The 22,733-nt window shown below is 72.0% G+C and carries 20 protein-coding genes and 2 tRNA genes; 13 read left to right on the forward strand and 9 right to left on the reverse strand.

Features of this window, described 5'->3' with window-relative positions; genetic code table 11:
- The 4 genes from OHT77_RS07735 to OHT77_RS07750 all read right to left on the reverse strand — a co-directional run bounded on the left by OHT77_RS07735 (position 1) and on the right by OHT77_RS07750 (position 1,850).
- A complete protein-coding gene (locus tag OHT77_RS07735) occupies positions 1-1,356 on the reverse strand; it encodes an SDR family NAD(P)-dependent oxidoreductase (protein WP_328827285.1) in 1,356 nt (451 codons plus the stop codon).
- A 30-nt stretch (positions 1,357-1,386) separates the two neighbouring features.
- Positions 1,387-1,458, reverse strand: a tRNA-Asp gene (locus OHT77_RS07740).
- 10 nt (positions 1,459-1,468) lie between these two features.
- Positions 1,469-1,541 (reverse strand) — tRNA-Gly (locus OHT77_RS07745).
- Positions 1,542-1,601: 60 nt separating this feature from the next.
- The gene (locus OHT77_RS07750) at positions 1,602-1,850 is read right to left on the reverse strand and encodes a WhiB family transcriptional regulator (RefSeq protein WP_266766567.1); all 249 of its coding nucleotides are present in this window, start codon (positions 1,848-1,850) and stop codon (positions 1,602-1,604) included.
- A 287-nt stretch (positions 1,851-2,137) separates the two neighbouring features.
- On the opposite strand from OHT77_RS07750, the gene OHT77_RS07755 reads away from it, so the two are divergent.
- A complete protein-coding gene (locus tag OHT77_RS07755; protein ID WP_328827286.1) occupies positions 2,138-2,929 on the forward strand; it encodes a VOC family protein in 792 nt (263 codons plus the stop codon).
- A 282-nt stretch (positions 2,930-3,211) separates the two neighbouring features.
- Here the strand turns inward: OHT77_RS07755 and OHT77_RS07760 are convergent, their stop codons facing one another.
- From OHT77_RS07760 to ligD, 3 genes are all read right to left on the reverse strand, one after another.
- A complete protein-coding gene (locus OHT77_RS07760; RefSeq protein ID WP_328827287.1) occupies positions 3,212-4,258 on the reverse strand; it encodes a LacI family DNA-binding transcriptional regulator in 1,047 nt (348 codons plus the stop codon).
- A 138-nt stretch (positions 4,259-4,396) separates the two neighbouring features.
- A complete protein-coding gene (locus OHT77_RS07765) occupies positions 4,397-5,326 on the reverse strand; it encodes an ornithine cyclodeaminase family protein (RefSeq protein ID WP_328827288.1) in 930 nt (309 codons plus the stop codon).
- A 4-nt stretch (positions 5,327-5,330) separates the two neighbouring features.
- The gene (ligD, locus tag OHT77_RS07770; RefSeq protein WP_328827289.1) at positions 5,331-6,443 is read right to left on the reverse strand and encodes a non-homologous end-joining DNA ligase; all 1,113 of its coding nucleotides are present in this window, start codon (positions 6,441-6,443) and stop codon (positions 5,331-5,333) included.
- Positions 6,444-6,518: 75 nt separating this feature from the next.
- Between ligD and OHT77_RS07775 the strand changes: the two genes are divergently transcribed.
- Entirely contained in the window at positions 6,519-7,598 is a 1,080-nt protein-coding gene (locus OHT77_RS07775; protein ID WP_328827291.1) for an ATP-dependent DNA ligase, read from the forward strand.
- Between the two features lie 127 nt (positions 7,599-7,725).
- Positions 7,726-8,724: a DUF3048 domain-containing protein gene (locus OHT77_RS07780; protein WP_328827292.1), complete on the forward strand. Its 999-nt coding sequence runs from the start codon at positions 7,726-7,728 to the stop codon at positions 8,722-8,724.
- 88 nt (positions 8,725-8,812) lie between these two features.
- On the opposite strand, the gene OHT77_RS07785 is transcribed toward OHT77_RS07780, so the two are convergent.
- Positions 8,813-9,277 carry a MarR family winged helix-turn-helix transcriptional regulator gene (locus OHT77_RS07785; RefSeq protein ID WP_328827293.1) on the reverse strand — a complete coding sequence of 155 codons (465 nt, stop codon included), beginning with the start codon at positions 9,275-9,277 and terminating at the stop codon, positions 8,813-8,815.
- Positions 9,278-9,487: 210 nt separating this feature from the next.
- Here OHT77_RS07785 and OHT77_RS07790 point away from each other — a divergent pair, with 210 nt between their 5' ends.
- The 7 genes from OHT77_RS07790 to pcaDC are packed head-to-tail and all read left to right on the forward strand — an operon-like array spanning position 9,488 to position 15,956.
- Positions 9,488-10,243: a CoA transferase subunit A gene (locus OHT77_RS07790; RefSeq protein WP_328827294.1), complete on the forward strand. Its 756-nt coding sequence runs from the start codon at positions 9,488-9,490 to the stop codon at positions 10,241-10,243.
- The gene (locus OHT77_RS07795; protein WP_328827295.1) at positions 10,243-10,887 is read left to right on the forward strand and encodes a CoA transferase subunit B; all 645 of its coding nucleotides are present in this window, start codon (positions 10,243-10,245) and stop codon (positions 10,885-10,887) included. Before OHT77_RS07790 ends, OHT77_RS07795 begins: the two co-directional genes overlap by 1 nt.
- A complete protein-coding gene (locus tag OHT77_RS07800; RefSeq protein ID WP_328827297.1) occupies positions 10,884-12,086 on the forward strand; it encodes a thiolase family protein in 1,203 nt (400 codons plus the stop codon). Before OHT77_RS07795 ends, OHT77_RS07800 begins: the two co-directional genes overlap by 4 nt.
- A gap of 38 nt (positions 12,087-12,124) precedes the next feature.
- Positions 12,125-12,898: a protocatechuate 3,4-dioxygenase subunit beta gene (gene pcaH, locus OHT77_RS07805; protein WP_266766578.1), complete on the forward strand. Its 774-nt coding sequence runs from the start codon at positions 12,125-12,127 to the stop codon at positions 12,896-12,898.
- 6 nt (positions 12,899-12,904) lie between these two features.
- Positions 12,905-13,510, forward strand: a complete 606-nt coding sequence (gene pcaG / locus OHT77_RS07810; RefSeq protein WP_328827298.1) for a protocatechuate 3,4-dioxygenase subunit alpha — start codon at positions 12,905-12,907, stop codon at positions 13,508-13,510.
- Positions 13,507-14,841, forward strand: a complete 1,335-nt coding sequence (gene pcaB, locus OHT77_RS07815) for a 3-carboxy-cis,cis-muconate cycloisomerase (protein WP_328827299.1) — start codon at positions 13,507-13,509, stop codon at positions 14,839-14,841. Before pcaG ends, pcaB begins: the two co-directional genes overlap by 4 nt.
- Positions 14,838-15,956, forward strand: coding sequence for a bifunctional 3-oxoadipate enol-lactonase/4-carboxymuconolactone decarboxylase PcaDC (gene pcaDC, locus OHT77_RS07820; protein WP_328827300.1), 1,119 nt, complete (start codon positions 14,838-14,840; stop codon positions 15,954-15,956). Before pcaB ends, pcaDC begins: the two co-directional genes overlap by 4 nt.
- 153 nt (positions 15,957-16,109) lie before the next feature.
- Here pcaDC and OHT77_RS07825 read toward each other — a convergent pair whose 3' ends face one another.
- Positions 16,110-18,794, reverse strand: a complete 2,685-nt coding sequence (locus OHT77_RS07825) for an ATP-binding protein (RefSeq protein WP_328827302.1) — start codon at positions 18,792-18,794, stop codon at positions 16,110-16,112.
- A gap of 157 nt (positions 18,795-18,951) precedes the next feature.
- Between OHT77_RS07825 and OHT77_RS07830 the strand changes: the two genes are divergently transcribed.
- The 3 genes from OHT77_RS07830 (at position 18,952) to OHT77_RS07840 (ending at position 22,610) form a co-directional block, all read left to right on the forward strand.
- Positions 18,952-20,328 carry an MFS transporter gene (locus OHT77_RS07830; protein WP_328827303.1) on the forward strand — a complete coding sequence of 459 codons (1,377 nt, stop codon included), beginning with the start codon at positions 18,952-18,954 and terminating at the stop codon, positions 20,326-20,328.
- The gene (locus OHT77_RS07835; RefSeq protein WP_328827304.1) at positions 20,249-21,403 is read left to right on the forward strand and encodes an anhydro-N-acetylmuramic acid kinase; all 1,155 of its coding nucleotides are present in this window, start codon (positions 20,249-20,251) and stop codon (positions 21,401-21,403) included. Before OHT77_RS07830 ends, OHT77_RS07835 begins: the two co-directional genes overlap by 80 nt.
- Positions 21,404-21,578: 175 nt before the next feature.
- The gene (locus OHT77_RS07840) at positions 21,579-22,610 is read left to right on the forward strand and encodes a DUF2510 domain-containing protein (RefSeq protein ID WP_328827306.1); all 1,032 of its coding nucleotides are present in this window, start codon (positions 21,579-21,581) and stop codon (positions 22,608-22,610) included.
- Positions 22,611-22,733: the final 123 nt, after the last annotated feature.

The raw sequence follows: 22,733 nt of genomic DNA on the forward strand, positions 1-22,733 counted from the left end.
TCACCACGCCGCCTCCTGGTAGTCCTTGAGGAACACCCCGGACACCGGGTCGCCGGCCTCGCCGCGCACGATCGGGTCGTAGACGCGGGCCGCGCCGTCGACGATGTCGAGGGGGGTGCGGAAGCCCGCCCGGGCCATGCGGCCCTTCTTGGGGGCGGGGTTCTCGTCCGTGATCCAACCCGTGTCGACGGCGCACATGTGGACGCCCTGGTCGGCGAGTTCGGCGGCGCTGGTGCGGGTGAGCATGTTGAGCGCGGCCTTGGCCATGTTGGTGTGCGGGTGGCCGGCCATCTTGTTGCGCACGGCGAACCGGCCCTCTACGGCGGTGACGTTGACGACGTACCGGCGCGGGCGCGGCGAGGCGAGCAGCAGGGGCAGCAGCCGGTCGCAAAGGAGCGCGGGGGCAAGGGCGTTGACCAGCTGGGTCTCCAGGACCTCGGCCGGGTCGAGGGCGCCGAGCCTGGCCGACCAGGAGTTCTCCGGGGACGGATCGGGCAGCAGTCCCGCCTCGTCGGCCTCGCGCAGCACGACGGGCAGCGCCGAGGCCCCGCCTTCGATCATCCGCATCGGCGTGAAGCCGGGCGCCTGCCGCGCCCCCTCCGGCAGCGCGTCCCGCTCCCCGGCGGCCAGCAGGGCGTACGACTGCGGAGGGCGTCGCACTGTCTGCGCGGCGTTGTTGACGAGGATGTCGAGGGGCTCGCCCGTCTGCCGCAACTCCTCGCACAGGCCCAGCACTTGGCGCGGGTCGCGCAGGTCCACGGCGAGGACCGTCAGCCGGTCGAGCCACTTCTCGCTGCCCGGCTCGGCACGGAAGCGGCGCACGGCGTCGTGCGGGAACCGGGACGTGACCAGCACCTCCGCGCCGTCCCGCAGCATCATCAGCGCCAGCTGGAAACCGATCTTCACCCGCCCGCCGGTGAGCAGCACCCGGCGCCCGCTCAAGTCCGTACTCAGCGCCCTGCGGGCGGAGTTGTCGGCGGCGCACGCGGGACACAGCCGGTGGTAGAAGGAATCCACCTGTCGATAGGGCGACTTGCAGACGTAGCAGCCGCGCGGCTTGCGGTAGGCGCCACCAGCGTCCGCCCGCTCCGCCAACTCGCCTACGGCTGCCAGCGGGGCGTCCTCGCGGCGGTCCGCCGCGCCGGTCGCGGTCGCCTCCATCGTCGCCGCGTCGGCAGCGGAGAGGTCGGCGCCGCGGGCCTTGCGGCGGCGCAGCCGGCCGTCGCGGGCGAAGGACGCGGCGACCTGTTCCGCCCGCAGGCGCACCGGATCGTCGACGGGCAGCTCCCGCAGCCTGCCCACCGTCCGGTGGAAGGCGGCCAGTTCCGCCTCGGTGATCCCGCCCTCGTCAGTCATCGTTCCCCGCCCCGGCCGTGCCATGAGGTGGGGCCCCGGCCGGATTCGAACCGGCGTATCCGCCCTGACAAGGCGGCGAGTCTGCCTCTGCTCTACAGGGCCCCCGAACGCAGCCCGGGGATCGGATTCGAACCGATGTATCTCGTCCTGGCAAGACGTGCGTCTGCCTCTGCGCTACGCCCGGGTGCGCCCCCGGATCCTAACCGCACGCCCCCGCGCACACCGCACCGGATAAACGGCCTCGTTCAGCGGGAGCCGGTGCGGCGAATCTCGAGGCGTTCCTTCTCGGAGAGGCCGCCCCACACTCCGAAGCGTTCGTCGTTGTCGAGGGCGTACTCCAGGCAGGCGGTGCGGATCGGGCACATGCCGCAGATCCGCTTGGCCTCCCTGACGGAGCTGCCGGGCTCGGGGAAGAAGAAGTCCGCCCCGGTCTGCGCGCACAACGCCTCCTGCTGCCAGTCCAGGTCGGGCGAGGTGATCGTGTCGATGTGCATGGCCAGGATCGTGCCGCCCCGTGAAAAACGTTCCATCAACGCGGGATCAACGCCACGCTCCGAGGCCTCCGGCCGACCCGATGATGGCCCCGCGCCCGCACCGGCGCACGGCGGCGCGCGGAGCCGGTATGAAAACAGGGAGAACTTCTGCGGTCACCGAGGGTGACCAGCCTCGTATCCGCGACCCGCTGTGTCACTCCGGCAGCGATTGTCAGTGGGCGGTGCAAGACTCGGGGTTGCAGAGAACGGGCCCTTCCCGACGGGACCCTTCAATCAGGAGGGCAATGATGCTCACCACCCGTTTCGTCAACGGCGCTCCGAACTGGCTGGACGTCGGTTCCCCCGACATCGACAGCGCCATCTCCTTCTACGGCGGTCTCTTCGGCTGGCAGTTCCAGTCGGCGGGACCCGAGGCCGGCGGCTACGGCTTCTTCCAGCTCGACGGCAGGACGGTCGCGGGCGGGATGCCGCTGCCCGCGGAGCACACCTCGTCCGCCTGGACCGTGTACTTCCAGAGCCCGGACGCGGAAGCCACGGCCAAGACGGTGGAACAGGCGCACGGCGCGGTCCTGTTCCAGCCCATGGACGTGATGGGCCAGGGCCACATGGCGATCCTCAGGGACCCGGCGGGCGCGGCGTTCGGCATCTGGCAGCCGGGACAGCTCAAGGGGGTTGACGTCGCGGGCGATCCCGGGTCGCTGACCTGGGTCGAGTTGTACACACCGGACGTGGCCGCGGCGGCGGCGTTCTACAACACCTCGCTGGGCCTGGAGACCTCGGCCGCCCCCATGGCGGGCGTCGACTACACCTGCATCAACCCGTCCGGTGCCGGTGAGGACGCGATGTTCGGCGGCATCGTCCCCCTCGACTTCGACCCGGACGGCGCGACGTCCGGGGCCTGCTGGCTCGCCTACTTCGAGGTCACGGACGTCGACGCGACCGTGGCGAAGGCGCAGGAGTCGGGCGGCGCGGTCACGGCGCCGGCCACCGACCTGGAGGGCGTCGGCCGCATCGCCCAACTCACCGACCCGCACGGCGCGCGCTTCGCCGTCATCAAGAGCGAGGCGCCGCAGGGCTGACGGGGCATGGGGACGGGCACGGGTGCCGGGTCCCGCGCGGGTGCGCGGGGCACGGCGCACGGCGCACGTGGGGCGGGGTCTGAGCGGGGGTCGGCTTGGGCGGGGGCCGTGAGGGGCACAGCTCGTGCGGAGGCGCGGGCGGGGGCCGTGCGGGGGCACAGCTCGTGCGGAGGCGCGGGCGGGGGCCGTGCGCGGGCATAGCTCGTGCGGAGGCGCGGGCGCGGCCCCGGCTTGGGCACCGCTCGCCCGAAGGCCCCGCCTACACGCACCCACCCCCACCCTTCACGCCGACTCCCGACGAACCAGCGTCGTCGGCAGGATCACGCTGGACGGTGCCCCTCCGACGCCGTCATGGGAGCCCCGCCGGTCAAGCCCGCGCAGCAACAGGCGGGCCATCAGCCGGCCCATCTCCTCTATGTCCTGGCGGACGGTGGTGAGCGGGGGCTCGGTCTGTTCGGCGACCCGCAGCATGTCGTCGAAGCCGATCACCGCCACGTCCTCGGGCACCCGCAGCCCCTCCTCGCGCAGCACCTTCATGGCGCCGTAGGCGGTGAGGTCGTTGGCGGCGAACACGGCGTCCACGTCGGGGCAGTTGTCGAGCAGCTGCCGCATCGCGCGTTCACCGCCACCCGGGGTGAAGTCGCTCTCCACGATCAGCCGCGGATCGACGTCGACCATGACGTCCCGGAATCCGTCGAGCCGGTCCACCGCGGAGGTCTGGTCGAGCGCGCCGGTGATGTGCGCGATCCGGGTGCGGCCGAGCCCGACGAGATGCCGTACGGCCTCGCGCGCGCCGCCCCGGTTGTCGCAGTCGACGTACACCGTGGGCCCGGACGCCCGCGATCCCTCGCTCCAGCCGGGACGGCCGCCGAACACCGTGGGGACACCGGCCCGTTGGATCAGCCCGGGCAGCGGGTCCTCGAGGTGCAGGGAGAAGACGAGCGCGCCGTCCACATGTCCGCCGGCGAGATAACGGCCGACGCGGGCGTGATCGTCCCGCCCTTCCGTGAGGAGCAGCACGAGCTGGGAGTCGTGCGCGGTCAACTCCTTGCTGATACCCCGGAGTTGCATCGCGAAGAAAGGGTCCGCGAAGACACGGGTCTCCGGCTCCGCGATCACCACGGCGATGGCGTCGTGCCGCCTCGTCACCAGGCTCCGGGCGGCCTGGTTGGGGACGTAGCCGAGTTCGTCCACCGCCTGCCGGACCCGCTCGACGAGCGTTTCCCGCACGCCGTCCCCGCCATTGACCACGCGCGAAACGGTGGCCCGCGACACCCCCGCCCGCGCGGCCACGGCCTCCAGCGTGGGACGCGGTGCTGTCTCGGTCACGTCTGGACCCCTCCTCGATGATGCGGATCAGGATAGCCGCGGCCGAACCGGACGGTGAGAGCGCTCCCAGTACCGGGCGCCCCACCGCCCCCGCCACTCACTTCACGACACTCACACACCCGTCGCCCCATCCGTCCCTCATCCCAGCAGGTCCACCCGCCGCCCCACCCCGTCCCGTTCAGCCCGCTCGTAGGCCAGCCAGGCGAGGGCCAGATCCTGCCACGGCATTCCGACGGGGGCGTAGACGGAACGTGCCCCGGCGTCGACCCGTCCCGGATGGTCGCCGCGCAGCACATCGCCGAGCGTGGTGTCGATGTCCGTAGCGGCCAACACACCGACAGCCTCGACCAGTTGACGGTCGTCGACGACCACGAGCGCCTCGTCGAGCAGATCGGGGGCGAGTTCCCGCTTGCCCGGTTCGTCGGCGCCCAGGCTCGTGAGGTGCTGGCCCCGCCGGGTGTCCGCGAGGGACAGCAGGGGTGTGCGGGACCAGGTGGACAGCAGGACGATGTCGGCGGCCGAGGCGATCTCCTTCGCCGAACCGAGCACCCGGCCACCGTGCCGTACGGCGAACTCACCGGCCCGCTCGAAGTCCGCGTCGTGGACGACGAGTTGACCGTACGACCGCAGCGTGCCCAGCCCCCTCACCATCAACTCGGCCTGTGCCCCCGCCCCGATCACCCCCACCACCGCGTCCTCCCCCGCCCGCGCGAGCGTGTCCGTGCCCAGCGCGGCCGCGAGTCCCGTCCGCCACGCGGTCACCGTCGCCGAGTCCAGCAGGGCGAGCAACTCCCCGTCCCCGCCGCTGTGCAGACACAGCACGCCCTTCAACGCGGGCCGCGCACCGGGGAACTTGGAGTTGACCTTCACGGTGTAGGCCTCGATGCCGGGCAGCAGTCCCGGGAGCAGAGCGGTCGCCGTACCGTCGAACGGCAGGTCGGTACGCACCCGTTGACCCGGGATCGCCGCCGCGGCCCCCACCGCGAGGAAGCCGGCGCGCAACGCGGCGAGGCAGGCCGAGGGCTCCAACAGCGATCCGAGATCGCTCCGGGTCAGCAGGCGAGTCATACGCTCATGATCCGTCAGGGGCGGAGCCGGAGGCTGCACCCGCACCGGATGCGGAGCCGGAGTCAGAACCGGCGTCCGCACCGGCCCCGGGATCGGCCCCCGCCCCACTCCCCTTCTTCGCCCTGCTCGGCTGCACCCGCTTCGGCTCCCCCGGCATCTTCGGATACTCCGGCGGATACGGCAGATCCCCCAGCCCGTGGTCGTGTTCGTCCCGGCGGGCGAGTTCGAGGAGGGCGTCCAGGGAGTAGCGGTGGTCGTCCATGTCCGCGTGCACGTCGCCGAGTTCGGCGAAACGCGCCGGCATCGTCGCGAGGTCGAAGTCGCGGGGGTGCGCGGTGCCCACCTCGTCCCAGCGGAGGGGCGCCGAGACGGGGGCGTGCGGGCGGGGTCGTACGGAGTAGGCGGAGGCGATGGTGCGGTCGCGGGCGGTCTGGTTGTAGTCGACGAAGATGCGTTCGCCGCGCTCCTCCTTCCACCACTTGACCGTGACCTGGTCGGGCATGCGGCGGGCCAGCTCGCGGCCGACCGCGATGGCCGCGCGGCGGACCTGGGTGAAGGTCCAGCGCGGTTCGATCGGGACGAAGACGTGCAGGCCGCGTCCGCCGGAGGTCTTGGGGAAGCCCTTCAGACCGCCGAACTCGTCGAGCACGGCGCGCAGTTCGTGGGCGGCGCGGACCGCGTCGTCGTAGTCGGTGCCGGGCTGCGGGTCGAGGTCGATGCGGAGTTCGTCGGGGCTGTCGACGTCGTCGCGGCGTACGGGCCAGGGGTGGAAGGTGAGCGTGCCGTACTGGGCGGCCCACAGGACGGCGGCCTGTTCGGTGGGGCACATCTCGTCGGCGCTGCGTCCGCTGGGGAAGGTGATGTGGGCGGTCGGGATCCAGTCGGGCATGTTCTTGGGCGCCCGCTTCTGGAAGAAGTTCTCGCCCTCGACCCCGTCCGGGTAGCGCTCCAGGGTGGTGGGGCGGTCGCGCAGCGCCCGGAGGATCCCGGGGCCGACCGCGATGTAGTACCGGGCGAGGTCCAGCTTGGTGAAGCCCCGCTCCGGGAAGAAGATCTTGCCGGGGCTGGACAGCCGTACGGTCCGGCCGCCCGCTTCCAGTTCCACCGCTTCGCCCATGCGAGACACCGTAGGCCCGACGCACGGACATCGCATACCGGGCGGCGAGCGACGGACGGGAGCAGAATCGGAACCATGGATCTGCCGGTGATGCCACCCGTGAAGCCCATGCTCGCCAAGTCGGTCGCGAGGATTCCGCCGGGCATGCACTACGAGGCGAAGTGGGACGGCTTCCGGGCGATCGTGTTCCGCGACGGCGCAGAGGTCGAGCTGGGCAGCCGTAACGGAAAGCCGCTGACCAGGTATTTTCCCGAACTGGTGGAGGCGCTGAAGGAGCGGGTCCCGGAACGCTGTGTGCTGGACGGCGAGATCGTGATCGCGCGGGACGGGCGGCTCGACTTCGACGCGCTGTCCGAGCGCATCCACCCGGCCGACTCGCGGGTGCGGACGCTGGCCGAGCGGACCCCGGCGTCCTTCGTCGCCTTCGACGTGCTGGCCCTGGCCGACGAGTCGCTGCTCGACGTGCCGCTCGGCGACCGACGGGCGCTGCTCGAACGGGCCCTGTCCGGCGTGACCGCGCCCGTGCATCTGGCGCCCGCGACCACCGACATCGAGGTGGCGCAACGGTGGTTCGAGCAGTACGAGGGCGCCGGGCTCGATGGTGTCGTGGCCAAACCGCCGACCCTGGGCTATCGCCAGGACGAGCGCGCCATGTTCAAGATCAAGCACGAGCGGACCGCGGACGTCGTCGTCGCCGGCTACCGCCTCCACAAGAGCGGCCCGGTCGTGGGTTCGCTGCTCCTCGGGCTCTACGACGATCAGGGCGCCCTCCAGCATGTGGGCGTCGCCGCCTCCTTCACCATGAAACGGCGGGCCGAGCTGATCGAGGAGCTGGCGCCGCTGCGCATGGACGACACGGCGGGGCATCCCTGGGCGGCCTGGGCGGAGGAGGCCGCGCACGAGTCGGCCCGGTTGCCGGGGGCGCCGAGCCGCTGGTCGGGCAAGAAGGACCTCTCGTGGATCCCGCTGCGGCCGGAACGGGTGGCCGAGGTGGCGTACGAGCACATGGAGAACGGCGCGCGCTTCCGGCACACGGCGCGCTTCCGCCGCTGGCGCCCGGACCGCACGCCCGAGAGCTGCACCTACGCACAGCTGGAGGAGCCCGTCCGCTACGACCTCGGGGAGATCCTGGGCGCGCAGGATCCGCCGGACTGACCCCTTCCGCATCTTGTAGTGGGCCGATCGGCGCAATCAGCGCGCACAATCACAACCAAGCGGGTAAGGCCACCAATGAACTTATAAGCGCACAATCGAAAACACAGACTTGGTGGCAACGGTGGGCATGGGACAGACAGCACCCCGGCGGCGCGGCACGAAGAGAGCGGCGCTGCTGGCCGCCACGATGACGGCCTCCCTGGCGGTGGGCTGCACGGCACATCACGGCGGGTCCGCCGACGACGGGCGCGGACGCACACCGAGCCAGTCCCCGGCGCAGAGCCCGAGCGCGAGCGGATCGACCGCGCCCGCCGCCGGTCCGGTGCTCGCGGTGAAGATCGACAACGTGCCCGCGGCCCGCCCGCAGACGGGCCTTGACGCGGCGGACATCGTGTACGCGGAGCAGGTCGAGGGCGGCCTGAGCAGGCTGATGGCGGTGTTCGCCACCAAGTTCCCGCAGTCCGTCGGGCCCGTGCGCAGTGCCCGGGTGTCCGACCTGGACCTGCTGCGTCAGTTCAATGAGCCGACGCTCGCCTTCTCCGGCGCGCAGCACAAGCTCCTGCCACTGATCGACAAGGCCCCGCTGCGGTCCGCGTCGCCCGACGAGGAGGGCCGCGCCTACTACCGGGGCGGCGACAAGCCCGCCCCGCACAACCTCTACCTGCACCCCAAGCAGCTGATGCCCTCCGCCCCCGGCGCGGCTGCCCTGACGACCGGCTTCGTCTACGGCACGGCCCCCGCGGGCGGCAAGCCCACCGCCTCCCGCACCGTCCGCTACCCGTCGGCCCGCTTCACCTTCACCTGGTCCGGTGACAAGCACCGCTGGCTGGTCACCGAGGACGGCACCCCCACCGTGACGACCGACGGCAAGCGCCTCGCCCCGGCGACCGTCGTCGTCCAGTACGTCAAGATCCGCAAGTCCGCCTACCACGACGTCCTCGGCAACAACACGCCGTACACGGTGACCGTCTGCTCCGGAAAGGCAGACGTCCTCCGGGACGGCCGCACCTACAGCGCCGACTGGAAACGCCAAAAGGCCACGGACGGAACCCAGTTCACCACTCCCGACGGCAAACCCATGAACTTCGCGAAGGGCCAGGTCTGGGTGATCTTCGCGAAGTCGTGACACACGCGGGACGGAAGCGCCCTGAAGAGGCGCGGGGAACTGCGCGACCAGCCCCCACCGACCGCGACGAAAAAGACGGCCCACTCACCTACCGCTGCGCGACAAGGGGCTCCCCAGGATTCCGGAGCCCCTCAGCCGCATCCGACACCCGCTGAATGAGATCGAAGAAAACCCCCTGCTCATCAGGAGTGAGCGGCGCCAAGAACACCTGATTCATCCGAGCCGTCCGCACGACCAGCTTCCGATGAACCCGCGCACCGTCCCCCGTGAGCCGCAGCAGAAACCGCCGCCCGTCCTGCGCGTCCCGCACCTTGTCGAGCAGCCCGCGCCCACTCAGCCGGCTGACCACCTCCGCGATGGTCGAGCGGTCGAGCCCCACCCGCTCCCCCACCGTGCGCTGATCGAGCCCCGGTTCGTCTGCGAGCGCGTTGAGGACCGCGAACTGCGGCGAGGTGATCTCCTCGGAGACCATCGTGTTCCACAGCAGATAGTGCGCCTGCTGGAGCCGCCGGGCGAGGTGCCCGGGGTGGGTGGTGAGGTCCACCGCGGCCATGTGCCCTCCCGCTGTCGGATTCGTCTGTGCACTGAACGATACCCGGGGACACCGGGAGCGAGTCCAGCCTCCTGCACCGACCTGAACCGGCACTTCTCCCAGCTCTTGACGGCAAGCCCCCACAGTGACAGCGTGAAGGAAACTTCACCGAAATGCTCAGTGCCCTGACTATCTGCTGACCGGGCGCTCGAACGGGACGGAGCTTCACGGATGGACAAGGTGGTCGCCACGGCCGACGAGGCCGTGGCCGATGTGCCGGACGGGGCGACGCTCGCGGTCGGCGGCTTCGGGCTGAGCGGTGTGCCGAACGTACTGATCCAGGCCCTCTTCGAGCGCGGCGTCGGCGGCCTCGGCGTGGTCTCCAACAACTGCGGGGCGATGGAGTCCGGCCTCGCGGTCCTGCTGTCGGCGGGCCGCATCGCCCGGGTGACCGGCTCCTACATCGGCGCCAACAAGGAGTTCGCCCGCCAGTACCTCGCCGGGGAGCTGGAGGTCGAGATGATCCCCCAGGGCACCCTCGCGGAGCGCCTGCGCGCGGGCGGCGCGGGCATCCCCGCCTTCTACACCCCCGCCGGCGTCGGCACCCAGGTCGCCGAGGGCGGACTGCCGTGGCGCTACGACGGCTCGGGCGGCGTCACGCTCGCCTCCCCGGCGAAGGAGGTGCGGGAGTTCGACGGCACCGAGTACGTCCTGGAGCGCGGCATCCGCACCGACTTCGCCCTGGTCCGCGCCGCGAAGGGCGACCGGCACGGCAACCTCGTCTTCAACAAGTCCACCCGGAACTTCAACCCCCTCGCGGCGATGGCGGGCAAGGTGACGATCGCCGAGGTGGAGAAGCTGGTCGAGCCCGGCGCCATCGACCCGGACGCGGTGCACCTGCCCGGGATCTTCGTGCAGCGGGTGGTGGCCCTCACCCCCGAGCAGGCCGCCGACAAGCGGATCGAGCAGCGGACGGTGAGCAGCTGATGCCCTGGACACGCGAGCAGATGGCGGCCCGCGCGGCACGCGAACTCGAGGACGGGCAGTACGTCAACCTCGGCATCGGCCTGCCGACCCTGATCCCCAACTACCTCCCGCCGGGCGTCGAGGTGATCCTGGAATCCGAGAACGGCATCCTCGGCACCGGCCCGTATCCGACCGAGGACCAGGTCGACCCGGATCTCATCAACGCCGGCAAGGAGACCGTGACGGTCCTGCCGGGCGCCTCCTTCTTCGACTCCGCGCTCTCCTTCGGGATGATCCGGGGCGGGCACATCGACGTCGCCGTGCTTGGCGCCATGCAGGTGTCCGCGGGCGGTGACCTGGCGAACTGGGCGATCCCCGGCAAGATGATCACCGGCATCGGCGGGGCGATGGACCTCGTCCACGGCGCCCGGACCGTCATCGTCGTCATGACCCATGTGGCCAAGGACGGCTCCCCGAAGATCCTCGCGGAGTGCGCGCTGCCGCTCACAGGCAAAGCGTGTGTGAACCGAGTCATCACCGATCTCGGCGTGATCGACGTGTCACCCGACGGTCTCGTGTTGATCGAGACCGCGCCCGGTGTGAGCGCCGAGGAGATCGTCGCCAAGACCGACGCGAAACTCACCGTCACGGAAGGCCTGCTGTGAACCCGGTTTACATCGTCGACGCCGTCCGCACCCCCATCGGCAGGTACAGCGGAGGCCTCGCCTCCGTCCGCCCCGACGACCTCGCCGCCCACGCCCTGCGCGAACTCCTCGCCCGCACCCCGGACCTGGACCCCTCCCGCATCGAGGACGTCTACTTCGGCAACGCGAACGGCGCCGGCGAGGAGAACCGCAACGTCGGCCGCATGGCCACCCTCCTCGCGGGCCTGCCCACCTCCGTGCCGGGCGTCACGGTCAACCGGCTCTGCGCCTCAGGCCTCGAAGCGGTCATCCAGGCGGCCCGCGCCATCGCGGTCGGCGACGCCTCCATCGCCGTCGCGGGCGGGGTGGAGTCGATGACCCGCGCGCCTTATGTGCTGCCGAAGTCGGACCGGCCGTTCCCCGCCGGGCACACCGAGCTGTACTCGACCACGCTCGGCTGGCGCATGGTCAACCCGGCGATGAACCCGGAGTGGACCATCCCGCTCGGCGAGAGCGCGGAGCTGATCGCCGACAAGCACAAGATCAGCCGCGAGCAGCAGGACGAGTTCGCGCTCGCCAGTCACCGGAAGGCGGCGGACGCGCAGGCGGCCGGGCTCTTCGACGACGAGATCACCCCCGTCGCCATCCCGCGGCGCAAGGGCGACCCGGTCCTCTTCGCCGCCGACGAGTCCGTGCGCGCGGACGCCTCCCTCGCCGCCATGGCCAAGCTCAAGCCGTCCTTCCGTCCCGGGAACGGCACGGTGACCGCGGGCAACGCGTCCCCCCTCAACGACGGCGCCGCCGCCCTTCTCCTGGTGGACGAGGAGGGGCTGAAGGCCACCGGCCGCCAGCCCCTCGCCCGTGTCTCCGCGACCGGTGTCTCCGCGATCGACCCGCAGTACTTCGGACTCGCCCCCGTCGAAGCGGTCAACCGCGCACTGACCAAGGCGGGCAAGGGATTTGACGACCTGTCAGTCCTCGAACTGAACGAGGCGTTCGCCGCGCAGGTGCTCGGATGTGTCGCCGAGTGGCCGGAGTTCGACTCCGCGATCCTCAACCCGCAGGGCGGCGCCATCGCCCTCGGCCACCCGCTCGGCGCCTCCGGTGCCCGGCTCGCGGGCACCGTCGCGCACCAACTCGCCCGCAAGGGCACGGGAGTCGGCGTCGCCACCCTCTGCATCGGCGTGGGCCAGGGCCTGGCCCTCGTCCTCGAACGGTAGGAACCCGAACGGTAGGAACCCGAACGGCAGGAACCCCCATGACTCTCACCCAGCACGACATCGACCTCGAAATAGCGGCCGAGCACGCGACGTACGAGAAGCGGGTCGCCGACGGCGCGCCGGTCGAGCACCACCCGCGCCGCGACTACGCCCCCTACCGCTCCTCCACGCTCCGCCACCCGAAACAGCCGCCGGTCACCATCGACGTCTCCAAGGACCCCGAACTGGTGGAGCTGGCCTCGCCCGCGTTCGGCGAGCGGGACATCACGGAGATCGACAACGACCTGACCCGGCAGCACAACGGTGAGCCGATCGGGGAGCGGATCACCGTCTCCGGGCGGCTGCTGGACCGCGACGGGCGCCCGATCCGCGGCCAGCTGGTCGAGATCTGGCAGGCCAACTCGGCCGGCCGCTACGCCCACCAGCGCGAGCAGCACGACGCTCCACTGGACCCCAACTTCACCGGCGTGGGGCGCACGTTGACCGACGACGAGGGCGGGTACCGCTTCACGACCGTCCAGCCGGGCCCCTACCCCTGGCGCAACCACGTCAACGCGTGGCGCCCGGCGCACATCCACTTCTCGATGTTCGGCTCGGCGTTCACGCAACGGCTCGTCACGCAGATGTACTTCCCGAGCGACCCGCTGTTCCCGTACGACCCGATCATCCAGTCGGTGACGGACGACGCGGCCCGCCAACGGCTCGTCGCGACGTACGACCACAGCCTGTCGGTGCCCGAGTTCTCGATGGGCTACCGCTGGGACATCGTGCTCGACGGCCCGCACGCCACCTGGATCGAAGAAGGACGCTGACCCGCCATGACGACCATCGACACGAGCCGCCCGGAGTCCGTGCTGCCGACTCCGTCGCACACGGTCGGCCCCTTCTACGGCTACGCGCTGCCCTTCCCCGGCGGCGGCGACATCGCCCCGGTCGGCCACCCGGACACGATCACCGTCCAGGGCCACATCTACGACGGCGAGGGAAACCCGCTCCCCGACGCCTTCGTGGAACTCTGGGGCCCCGACCCCGAGGGCAACCTCTCCACGACCGACGGCTCGATCCGGCGCGACCCGGCCAGCGGCGGGTATCTCGGCCGCAACGGCGTCGAGTTCACCGGCTGGGGCCGCATCCAGACGGACGCCAACGGCCACTGGTACGCACGGACGCTACGACCGGGAGCGCGCGGCCAAAGCGCCCCGTACCTGAGCGCGTGCGTTTTCGCGCGCGGACTGCTGGTGCACCTCTTCACCCGCATCTACCTCCCGGGCGACGAGCCCGCGCTCACCGCGGACCCGCTGCTGTCCGGGCTGGACCCGGCGCGGCGCGACACGCTGATCGCGCGGGACGAGGGCAGGGGCACATACCGTTTCGACATCCGCCTTCAGGGCGAAGGCGAGACGGTATTCCTGGAGTTCCAGTGACAGTTGACGACCCGTCGGACACCGGCCTGCTCGCCCCCGGGTGGACCGGCTCCCCCGCCGCGTCCGCGACGAGCGACACCGCGTATCTACGGGCCCTGCTCGACGCGGAGTCCGCCCTCACCCGCGCCCAGGCCGCCCTGGGTCTCGCCCCCACCGGGGCGGCGACGGCGGTGACGGCCGCGGCCGACCCCGGCCGCTTCGGCGTACGGTCCCTCGCGGAACGGTCCAGGGCCGGCGGCAACCCGGTGATCCCGCTGGTCGCGGACCTGACGAAGGAGGTCGGCGAGGAGTACGGCCCGTACGTCCACCGGGGTGCGACGAGCCAGGACATCATGGACACGGCCACGATGCTGGTCGCGTCCCGCACCCTGGACCTGGTCCTGACCGACCTGACCCGCACGGAACAGGCGCTCGCCCGACTGGCCGCCGCCCACCGGGACACCGCGATGCCGGGCCGCACCCTCACCCAGCACGCCGTACCGACGACGTTCGGGCTGAAGGCGGCGGGGTGGCGGTCGCTGGTACTGGACGCGCGGGATCGGGTACGGGCCGTTCGTGACACGCTGCCCGTCCAACTCGGCGGCGCGGCAGGCACGTTGGCCGCCTTCACGGCCTACGGCGCCGAGGACGCGCTCGCGCTGCCGGACGCGTACGCCCGCGAACTCGGCCTGACGGCACCGCGGTTGCCCTGGCACACACTCCGGACACCGATCGCGGACCTCGCCGGGTGCCTGGCCTTCGCGGCGGGAGCACTGGGCAAGGTGGCCGCCGACGTACTCGTCCTCGGCCGGACGGAGATCGCCGAGGTCTCCGAGGCCGGCGGCGGCGGTTCGTCGGCCATGCCGCACAAGGCGAACCCCGTACGGTCCACGCTGATCGCCGCCGCCGCACGCCGGGCACCACAGCTAGCGGCCGTTCTCTACGGCTCGTTGGTCGCCGAGGACGAGCGGCCGGCCGGGGCCTGGCACGCCGAGTGGGAGCCGTTGCGGGAACTGCTGCGGCTGGTCGGCGGTGCGGCGCGCGATGCCGTCGAGCTGACCGAGGGGCTGCGAGCGCATCCGGGCGTGATGCGTGAACACCTGGATCTCACCCACGGGTTGATCGTCTCCGAGCGGCTGTCCGCCGAGCTGGCGCCGCTGCTGGGCAGGACCCGGGCGAAGGAGCTGCTCACGGAGGTCGCCCGGCGGACGTACGCCGAGGGTCGCCCGCTGGCCGAACTGCTCGCCAGGGAGCCGGAGTTGAAGGACCTCGACCTCGCTGTCCTCACCGACCCCGCCCGCTACACGGGTTCCGCAGGAGCCCTCACCGACCGTGCACTGGAGCGACGTTGACCGAGAAACTCCTCAATTTCCGTGCCGAGGGCTCCGATTCCGCTCCCCCACTCCTCCTCGGGCCCTCACTGGGCACGTCGTACGCCCTGTGGGACAAGGTCGCGCCCGAACTGTCCGTCACCCACCGGGTGATCCGCTGGGACCTGCCCGGACACGGCGGTTCGGCGGCCGGGCTGATCGGTCCCGGGGCGACGGCAGGGGACCTCGCCGACTTGGTACTCGCGCTGGCCGACTCCCTCGGTATCGAGCAATTCGCCTACGCGGGCGTCTCGTTGGGCGGTGCGGTGGGTCTGCATCTCGCCGTGCACCACCCGGAGCGGGTCACATCGCTCGCCGTCATCTGCTCCTCGGCGCACTTCAACGGGGCCAAGCCCTGGGAGGAACGGGCCGCGCGGGTGCGGAGCGAGGGTCTGGGCTGGCTGGTGGAGAGTGCCGACTCCCGTTGGTTCACGCCCGGGTTCACCGTCCCGGAGCTGGTCGCCGACCAGCGTGACGCCGACCCGGCCGCGTATGCCGCGTGCTGTGACGCGCTGGCCGCGTTCGATCTGCGCGAGCGGCTGCCCGGGATCGGTGCGCGGACCCTGGCGGTCGCCGGGCGCGAGGATCCGGCGACGCCGCCCGCGCATCTGCGGGAGATCGCGGACGCGGTGCCTGGCGCGGGCCTCGTGGAGATCCCGGGGGCATCTCACCTGGCGCCCGCACAGTGCCCGGAGGCCGTTCTCACCGCGCTGCGGGCCCACCTCGGCGGTGGTGCCAAGCGGGGCATGGAGGTCCGCCGTGAGGTCCTCGGCGACACCCACGTGGACGGGTCCCAGGCTCGGCAGACGCCGTTCACCGCCCGCTTCCAGGACTTCATCTCGCGGTACGCGTGGGGGGAGATCTGGACCGATCCGACCTTGTCGCGGCGCGAGCGGAGCATGATCACACTCACCGCGCTGATCGCCCACGGCCACTACGACGAACTGGCCATGCACGTCCGCGCGGCCCGCCGCAACGGGCTCACGCCGGACGAGATCGGCGCGGTTCTCCTCCAGAGTGCGGTGTACGTGGGGGTGCCTGCGGCCAACTCGGCTTTCGCTGTGGCCCAGCGAGTATTGGCCGAAGAGACCGACTAAGGGGGTGGGGGCGCCTGTTGTACGTCGTCCGCGACTACGCCGTGGCTGGTCGCGCAGTTCCCCGCGCCCCTTGAAAGACACAGCGAGTCGGCGCTTTTAGGGGCGCGGGGAACTGCGCGGCCAGCCCCCACCGGGCCGCAGCCGAACGACAACTCACCGCAACCCCCTCCCCGTCTCCAACACCTCCCGCGCCTGAGTCACCAGACCATCCGCCCCGCACGAACGCGCAAGCGTCAGACCCCGGTTGATCTCGGCCACGGACCGCGCAGCGATCCCGTACTCGACCCGCGCCGCCGCATGCTCGTACTGACACGGCGAGGACTCCAGATACGCAACAGCCTGCGCAGCAAGCCGTACCGCCCGCTGCCCGGTCTCCAGGGACGCCGCGCACCGAAGCGCCTCCCCGATCGCCGTGTCCGTCCCGAAGTGCTCGGCCTGACGCCGCGCGTCGGAGGCGAGCTGGGCCGCACGGGTCGGGTCCTCGACGGCGAGCGCGCGGGCGAGGTCCACGGCCCAGGGGACGAGCACCGGGTTGTGGTGCCCGCGAACCGTCGCCGCCTTCGCGGCCTGTTCCAGTTCGTTGATGCCGTCCTTCGTACGGCCGACGGCGAGCAGCAGCCGCCCCCGCACGCACCGCGGATCGGGCAGCACGATGGTGGACGGGTACGGCGGTGCGAAGCCGTACTGCTCGGCGATCGACCAGGCCTCGTCGACGTGGCCGCGGGCGAGCAGCGTGTCGACGAGGTTGCAGGTCGCCGACCAGTACAGGGGCAGCCCGCGGCCGACACGCTCGGCGAGGCGCAGGGACTCGCGCAGCGAGATCTCGGCCTCGCGGAGACGGCCGCGCCGACGGTGGCCGAGGCCGATGTAGGCGTGCGCCAGGGAGAGATGCCCGCCGCTCCAGCCCGCGGAGACGTAGGCGCGCAGGGCTTCGTTGTACAGGCTCTCGGCGCGGTCCAGGCGGTCGGTGTAGGCGTACGAGCTGGCCAGCATCATGAGGATCTCGAGGCCCCACTCGGTGTCGGTCCAGCCGAGTCCCGGCGCGAGCCGTCCGTTGACGAGGGCGCGGTCGCACAGCTCGACGACCTCCTCGGCGTTCTCGCCGTGGGTCATGGCGTCGAAGCCGCGCAGGATGAGCAGGGCGCGCTCGGAGTTGTCCCGGCCGGCGCAGGTGGCGGCGAGTGCGGCGAGCCGTTCGGAGCGTCCCGGGGAGGTGCCCTCGCCCGCGTAGATGCCCTCCCACATGAACTGGACGGCCTGGAGCCGCATCCGGGCGGCGCCCGGTTCGTGCCGTGCGGCCTCCGCTTCCACGGTGCGGACGGCTTCCTCCAGTTGGTCGTTGTGGGTCAGCGCCTGGGAGAGACGGAAAACGGCGTCCACGCGCGCGTGGCCGTCGAGTCCGGGCATGCCGAGGGCGGTCTGGAGGTGACCGATGGTGGTGGCGGGTGCGGTGAGGAGGGTGGCACAGCCCAGTTCGTAGAGCACGCGCGCGTGGGTCTCGGCGAGCGGCGGCTCCAGGAGGGCGCGCTCAAGGCAGCGGCGGGCGGCGTCCGGGGCGCCGATGGACAGGTGTTCGCGGGCCGCCTCGCGGAGCTGCTCGACGAGTTCCTGGTCGTCGTCCGGGTGCACCTGGAGGAGGTGCCGTGACGCGGAGGCCGCGCCGAGTCCGGAGTCGGTGACGACCTGGGCCGCGATGCCGTGCATGGCCGTGCGCACGCCGCCCGGGATGGAGTCGTAGACGGCGGTGGCGATCAGCGGGTGGACGAACTCCAGCTCGCCCGCGCCGGCTTGGGAGGCGGCGGGGTCGGGTGCGGTGAGGATACGGGCGGTGCGCAGGAGTTCGGCGCAGCGTGCCGCCTCCTCGCGGCTCATGGTGGCCAGCTTGGCGACCAGGCTCACCGAGATGCCGGTGCTGAGGATGGCGGCGGCCCAGGCGAACCGGGTGGCTTCGAAGCCCAGGTCGTCGAGGCGGGCGACGAGGCCGCCGCCGCGTGCGGAGCGGTTGAGCTCGCGCAGTTCGGCGGCCGAGTCCTCGACGGGCGCGAGGCCGCTGTCCTTCACCTTGGCGAGGAGTTCGACGGTCTCGTACGGGTTGCCGTCGGTGACCGCCCACACCTCGCGGCAGAACGCGCCGTCGGCGTGCGGGCCGAGGGTGGCGCGGGTGAGCCCCGCGGTGGCCTTCGGGGTGAGGGACTCCAGGACGGTGATCGGCGGACCCGCGGCGGCGGCGATCGCGTCCAGGTAGCGGGCGCTCTCCCCGCTGACCTCGCCGGGCCTGCGGGCGACCACGATCAGCACGGACAGGTCGTCGAGGCGTTCGGCGAACGCGGCGAGCCAGCGCAGCGTCTCCTGGTCGGCCCAGTGGGCGTCGTCGATCAGCAGGACCAACGGCCAGTCCCGCTTGGCGAGTCGGCGCACCGCGGCGACCAGTCCGTCGCACACGCCCTGCGGGTCGGCCTGCCGCTCGCCGGGTTCGGTGACGCCGAGGGCGGGGCCCGCGATGTCGTACCAGTCGCCGAGGTACTCGCGGGTCTCCTCGGGCATCAGGGAGATGAGGGCGGGCTGCAGCAACTGCCGTACGACGTTGAAGGGGACGGACTTGAGGGTCTCGCCGCCGCGGGCCTGCCAGACCACGCACTCGCGTGCCTCCGCCATGCGGCGGGTCTCGGCGAGGAGGGCGGTCTTGCCGAAGCCGGCCTCGCCGCGGACCACCAGCAGGCTGCCCGAGGAGGACCGGTCCACGCAGAGCGCGTCGAGCGCCTCCGCCACACCGGCGACCGCGTCCTCGCGCTCCCACAGGGAGGCCGAGGAGGCCTTCGGAGGCCGTTCCTCCGTCATCCCGTTACCTCCCCAGTAGCCCGAACGACGTACAGCCCTTGAGCGTAGCCGTCCGGATGCCGAAGTGGAGGCCGGTCCGGGCAGCTGTTGCCACAACGGGTGACGGAGGTCTGTCAGCAGTGCTCAAGTGCGTGACGAACGGTCAAGAGGCGTTGAAATGAAGGTGTTTTCCGATCATTCCCGACCGCTCTCGGACAGGCCCGCCGCCCGGGCTCTGGTCGCCGGGTCGGTCGGAAATTTCATCGAGTGGTACGAGTTCGGGGTCTACGGCTATTTCGCCACGGTGATCGCGGCGCGGTTCTTCACCCCGGAGGGCGCGGGCGCCGCCGAGGGGCTGGTGCGGACGTACGCCTCGTTCGCCCTGGCGTTCTTCTTCCGGCCGGTCGGCGCCGCCCTGTTCGGCCGGCTCGGCGACCGGGTGGGGCGGCGGCCGGTGCTGGTTCTGGTGATCACGCTGATGACCGGCGCGACCACACTGATCGGCGTCCTGCCCACGTATGCGACCGTCGGCACCCTCGCGCCCTGGCTGCTCACGTTTCTGAGGGTCCTTCAGGGGCTGTCCGCCGGTGGCGAGTTCGGGGGCGCGGTGTCGCTGCTGACGGAGTTCGCGCCACCGGGGCGGCGGGGGCTGTACGGGGCGTGGCAGTCGTTCACCGTGGCGCTGGGGCTGTTGGGCGGGGCGGGGGTGGCGGCGCTGCTGGCGACCGTGCTCGACGCCGGTCAACTGGCCGACTGGGGCTGGCGGTTGGCGTTCCTGCTGACGCTGCCGATGGGGCTCGGCGCGCTGTGGCTCCGGCTGCGGCTCGACGAGACACCGGCGTTCCGGAGGGAGGCGGCACGGGAGGCGCCGCCCGCGCGCGAGGTCCGCCGGGCCGTCGCGCTGGGCGCCGGACGGGTGATGGGGTGGGCGGCGGCCGGTTACACCTTCCTGGTCGTGCTGCCGTCGTATCTGCAGAACACGCTGGACGCGAGCTTCCAACAGGCCCTGCTGGCCACGGTGTTGGCCAACGTGGGGTTCGCGGTCACGATCCTCCCGGCGGGACTGCTGAGCGACCGGCTGGGGCGGCGTCCGGTGATGCTGACGGGGGCGGCACTGGTGGTGGTCCTGTCGGTGCCGTTGCTCAACCTCCTGCAGAACGACGGGACGTCGAACACGGTGAAGGGTGCGTGGGTGTTCGGGGCGGGTGCGGTGGTGGGGCTGATGGCGGGACCGGGTCCGGCGATGCTCTCGGAGATGTTCCCGACGAGCGTGCGGTACACCGGTCTGGGACTCGCCTACGCCCTGTCCAATGCCGTCTTCTCGGGGTGTGCCGGGCTCATCATCACCGAGAGCGTGCGACGGACCGGGAACGTGGACATCCCGGCCTACTACGCCGCGGCGGCCTGCGCGATGAGCGTGCTCGCGCTCGCCGTCGCCAAGAGCCCTGCGGGAACGGCTGGTTGGGAGGAAGCGGATGCGGGTGATCGGGCTGATGTCCGGGACGTCGTACGACGCGATCGACGCGGCGGCGGCCGACCTGGACCTCGTCGGTGACAGCGTCGTACTGAAGCCGCTCGGGATGGTGAGCGAGCCGTACGACGAGGAACTGCGGGAGGCGCTCGCGACGGCGCTGCCACCGGCCGCGACGACGCTGGCCGAGGTGTGCCGGCTGGACACCCTGATCGGGCAGGCCTTCGCCGCGGCGGCGGTCCGCGCGAACGATGAACTGTGCGACGGCCGGGCCGAGTTGGTGGCCTCGCACGGGCAGACCGTCTACCACTGGGTGGCGGGCGGCTCGGTGCGCGGCACGCTGCAACTGGGGCAGCCAGCCTGGATCGCGGAGGCGACCGGGCTGCCTGTGGTCGCCGACTTCCGGCCACGTGACATCGCCGCGGGCGGCCAGGGCGCACCGCTCGTCAGCCTGGTCGACCTGCTGTGGCTGCGCGGCCGTCCGGGCACCCCGGTCGCCCTCAACCTCGGCGGGATCGCCAACCTCACCGCCCCCGACGGCACGGCCTTCGACACGGGACCGGCCTGCGCCCTGATCGACGCGGCGGCGAGCGGCTTCAGCGGCGGACGGCTCGCCTACGACGCGGAGGGCGCCCTCGCGGCCCGCGGAACGGTCCACGAGCCGCTGCTGGAAAGGCTGTCGAGCGAGCCGTACTACGCGCTCCCCGCCCCGAAGACGACCGGCAAGGAGCTGTTTCACCTCGGCTACCTCCGGGACGCGCTCGCCGGTCTGGGCACGCTGCCCGCCGAGGACGTCATCGCGACGCTCACCCTCCTCACGGCCCGCACGGTCGCGGACGCGGTCCGCTCGGTGGCCGCGACGGAGGTCATCGCCTCGGGCGGCGGCACCCGCAACCCGGTCCTGATGACCCTCCTCGCCGAAGAGCTGCCCGGCGTCCCGCTCCGCACCTCCGACGAGCTGGGCCTCCCCTCCCCCGCGAAGGAGGCCTACGCCTTCGCGGTCCTCGGCTTCCTGACAGCCCACGGCCTCCCGGGCACGGTCCCGGCGAGCACGGGCGCCCGGCACCCGAGCGTCCTCGGGTCCGTGACACCCGGGCGACGGGGGCTGGAGTTGCCCGCGCCGGCCGAACGGGGGCCTGTGCGGCTGGTGTTGGGGTGAGGGGGCGTACTCGGCGACGGTGACGGAGTGCGGCCGTGAACCGTACGGAAGTCCCCGCGCCGGAGGCCGGTCCACCCCAGGTCGGGGCCCGGGAAGAGCCCCCCGGCCCCCACTCCGCGGGATTCGACCCGGATCCTCTCATCCCGCTTTCACCGACGCCTCATACGGTAGGGGCATGACGCAGGTGACTCCCCCCGGGTGGTACCCCGATCCCGGGCAGACGAATGACGGTCCCGCCACCGAGCGCTGGTGGGACGGCAAGGCATGGACGGACCGGACCCGCCCGGCCGGGTCGGCCGGCGAATGGGGTCCCCCGACGGAGCCGCCGTACGGCGGGGCGTACCCGGCGTATCCCGCCGTGCCCCCGCCCGCGCCGCGCCGCAATCTGCGCACGGGCATAGCCGTGGCCGTCGCGGTGGCGGTCCTGGCCGCCATCGGCGTCGGCGCGTACGCGCTGTCCGACAACGGCAGCGGGAACGGCACCCGGGCCAACCCGCAGCAGGCGCCGAACGGGCAGGGCGGCACCGGCGGCCAGGGCGGTCCCGAAGGCCAGGGCGGTTCCGGCGGCCAGAACGATCCCTTCGGCGGGTCCGGCGGGACGGGTGGCTCCGGCGGGTCCGGCGGGTCCGGCGGTGCGACGCCCGCGCCCAGCCAGTCCGCGCAGCCGAAGGTCCCGGCCGGCGGCAACGTGACCGACTCCCTCGACGGCATCAGCCTTCCCGTCCCGTCCGACTGGTACGGCCAGGTCATCGAGGTCGGCGCGCAGGTGACGTCGAACACCTCGTACAAGTGCCCCGGGAACACCTCCCAGACCTGCACCAACGGCGGGGCGTACTCCGCGCCCGCGGTGGTGCTGGGCACCAAGGGCAGCACGGCCGAGGCGGTCGCGAAGGCGGACATCGCGGCCAACGCGAAGGAGTCCTACGGCGGCACGACCTACGGCAGCATCACGTCGCACGAGGTGCTGGCGTCCAAGGCCGTGACCGTGGCCGGGCAGAAGGGCTACCTGGTCCGCTGGAAGGCGGTCACCAGCAAGGGTTCCGACGGCTATGTCGAGTCGCTCGCGTTCCCCTCGCCCGCGAGCACCGGCCAGATCGTCGTGGTCCGCTTCGGGGTCGACGTCGGCCAGAAGCAGTCCGTCATCGACGAGATCACCTCGGGCATCAAGGTGTCCTCGGGCACCGGCGGCGACGGCCAGAAGATCTGACCCCCCGCCGCACACCAGTCGGCCGGGTGGGGCGCCTCTCCGCTCAAGAGGAACCCCACCCGGCCGGGGGGTGCGCGCCGCCCCCGTCCCCACGGTGCGGCGCGAGCAGGTCACCGTCCAGTC

Source organism: Streptomyces sp. NBC_00252, from assembly GCF_036187565.1.
Taxonomy (GTDB): domain Bacteria; phylum Actinomycetota; class Actinomycetes; order Streptomycetales; family Streptomycetaceae; genus Streptomyces.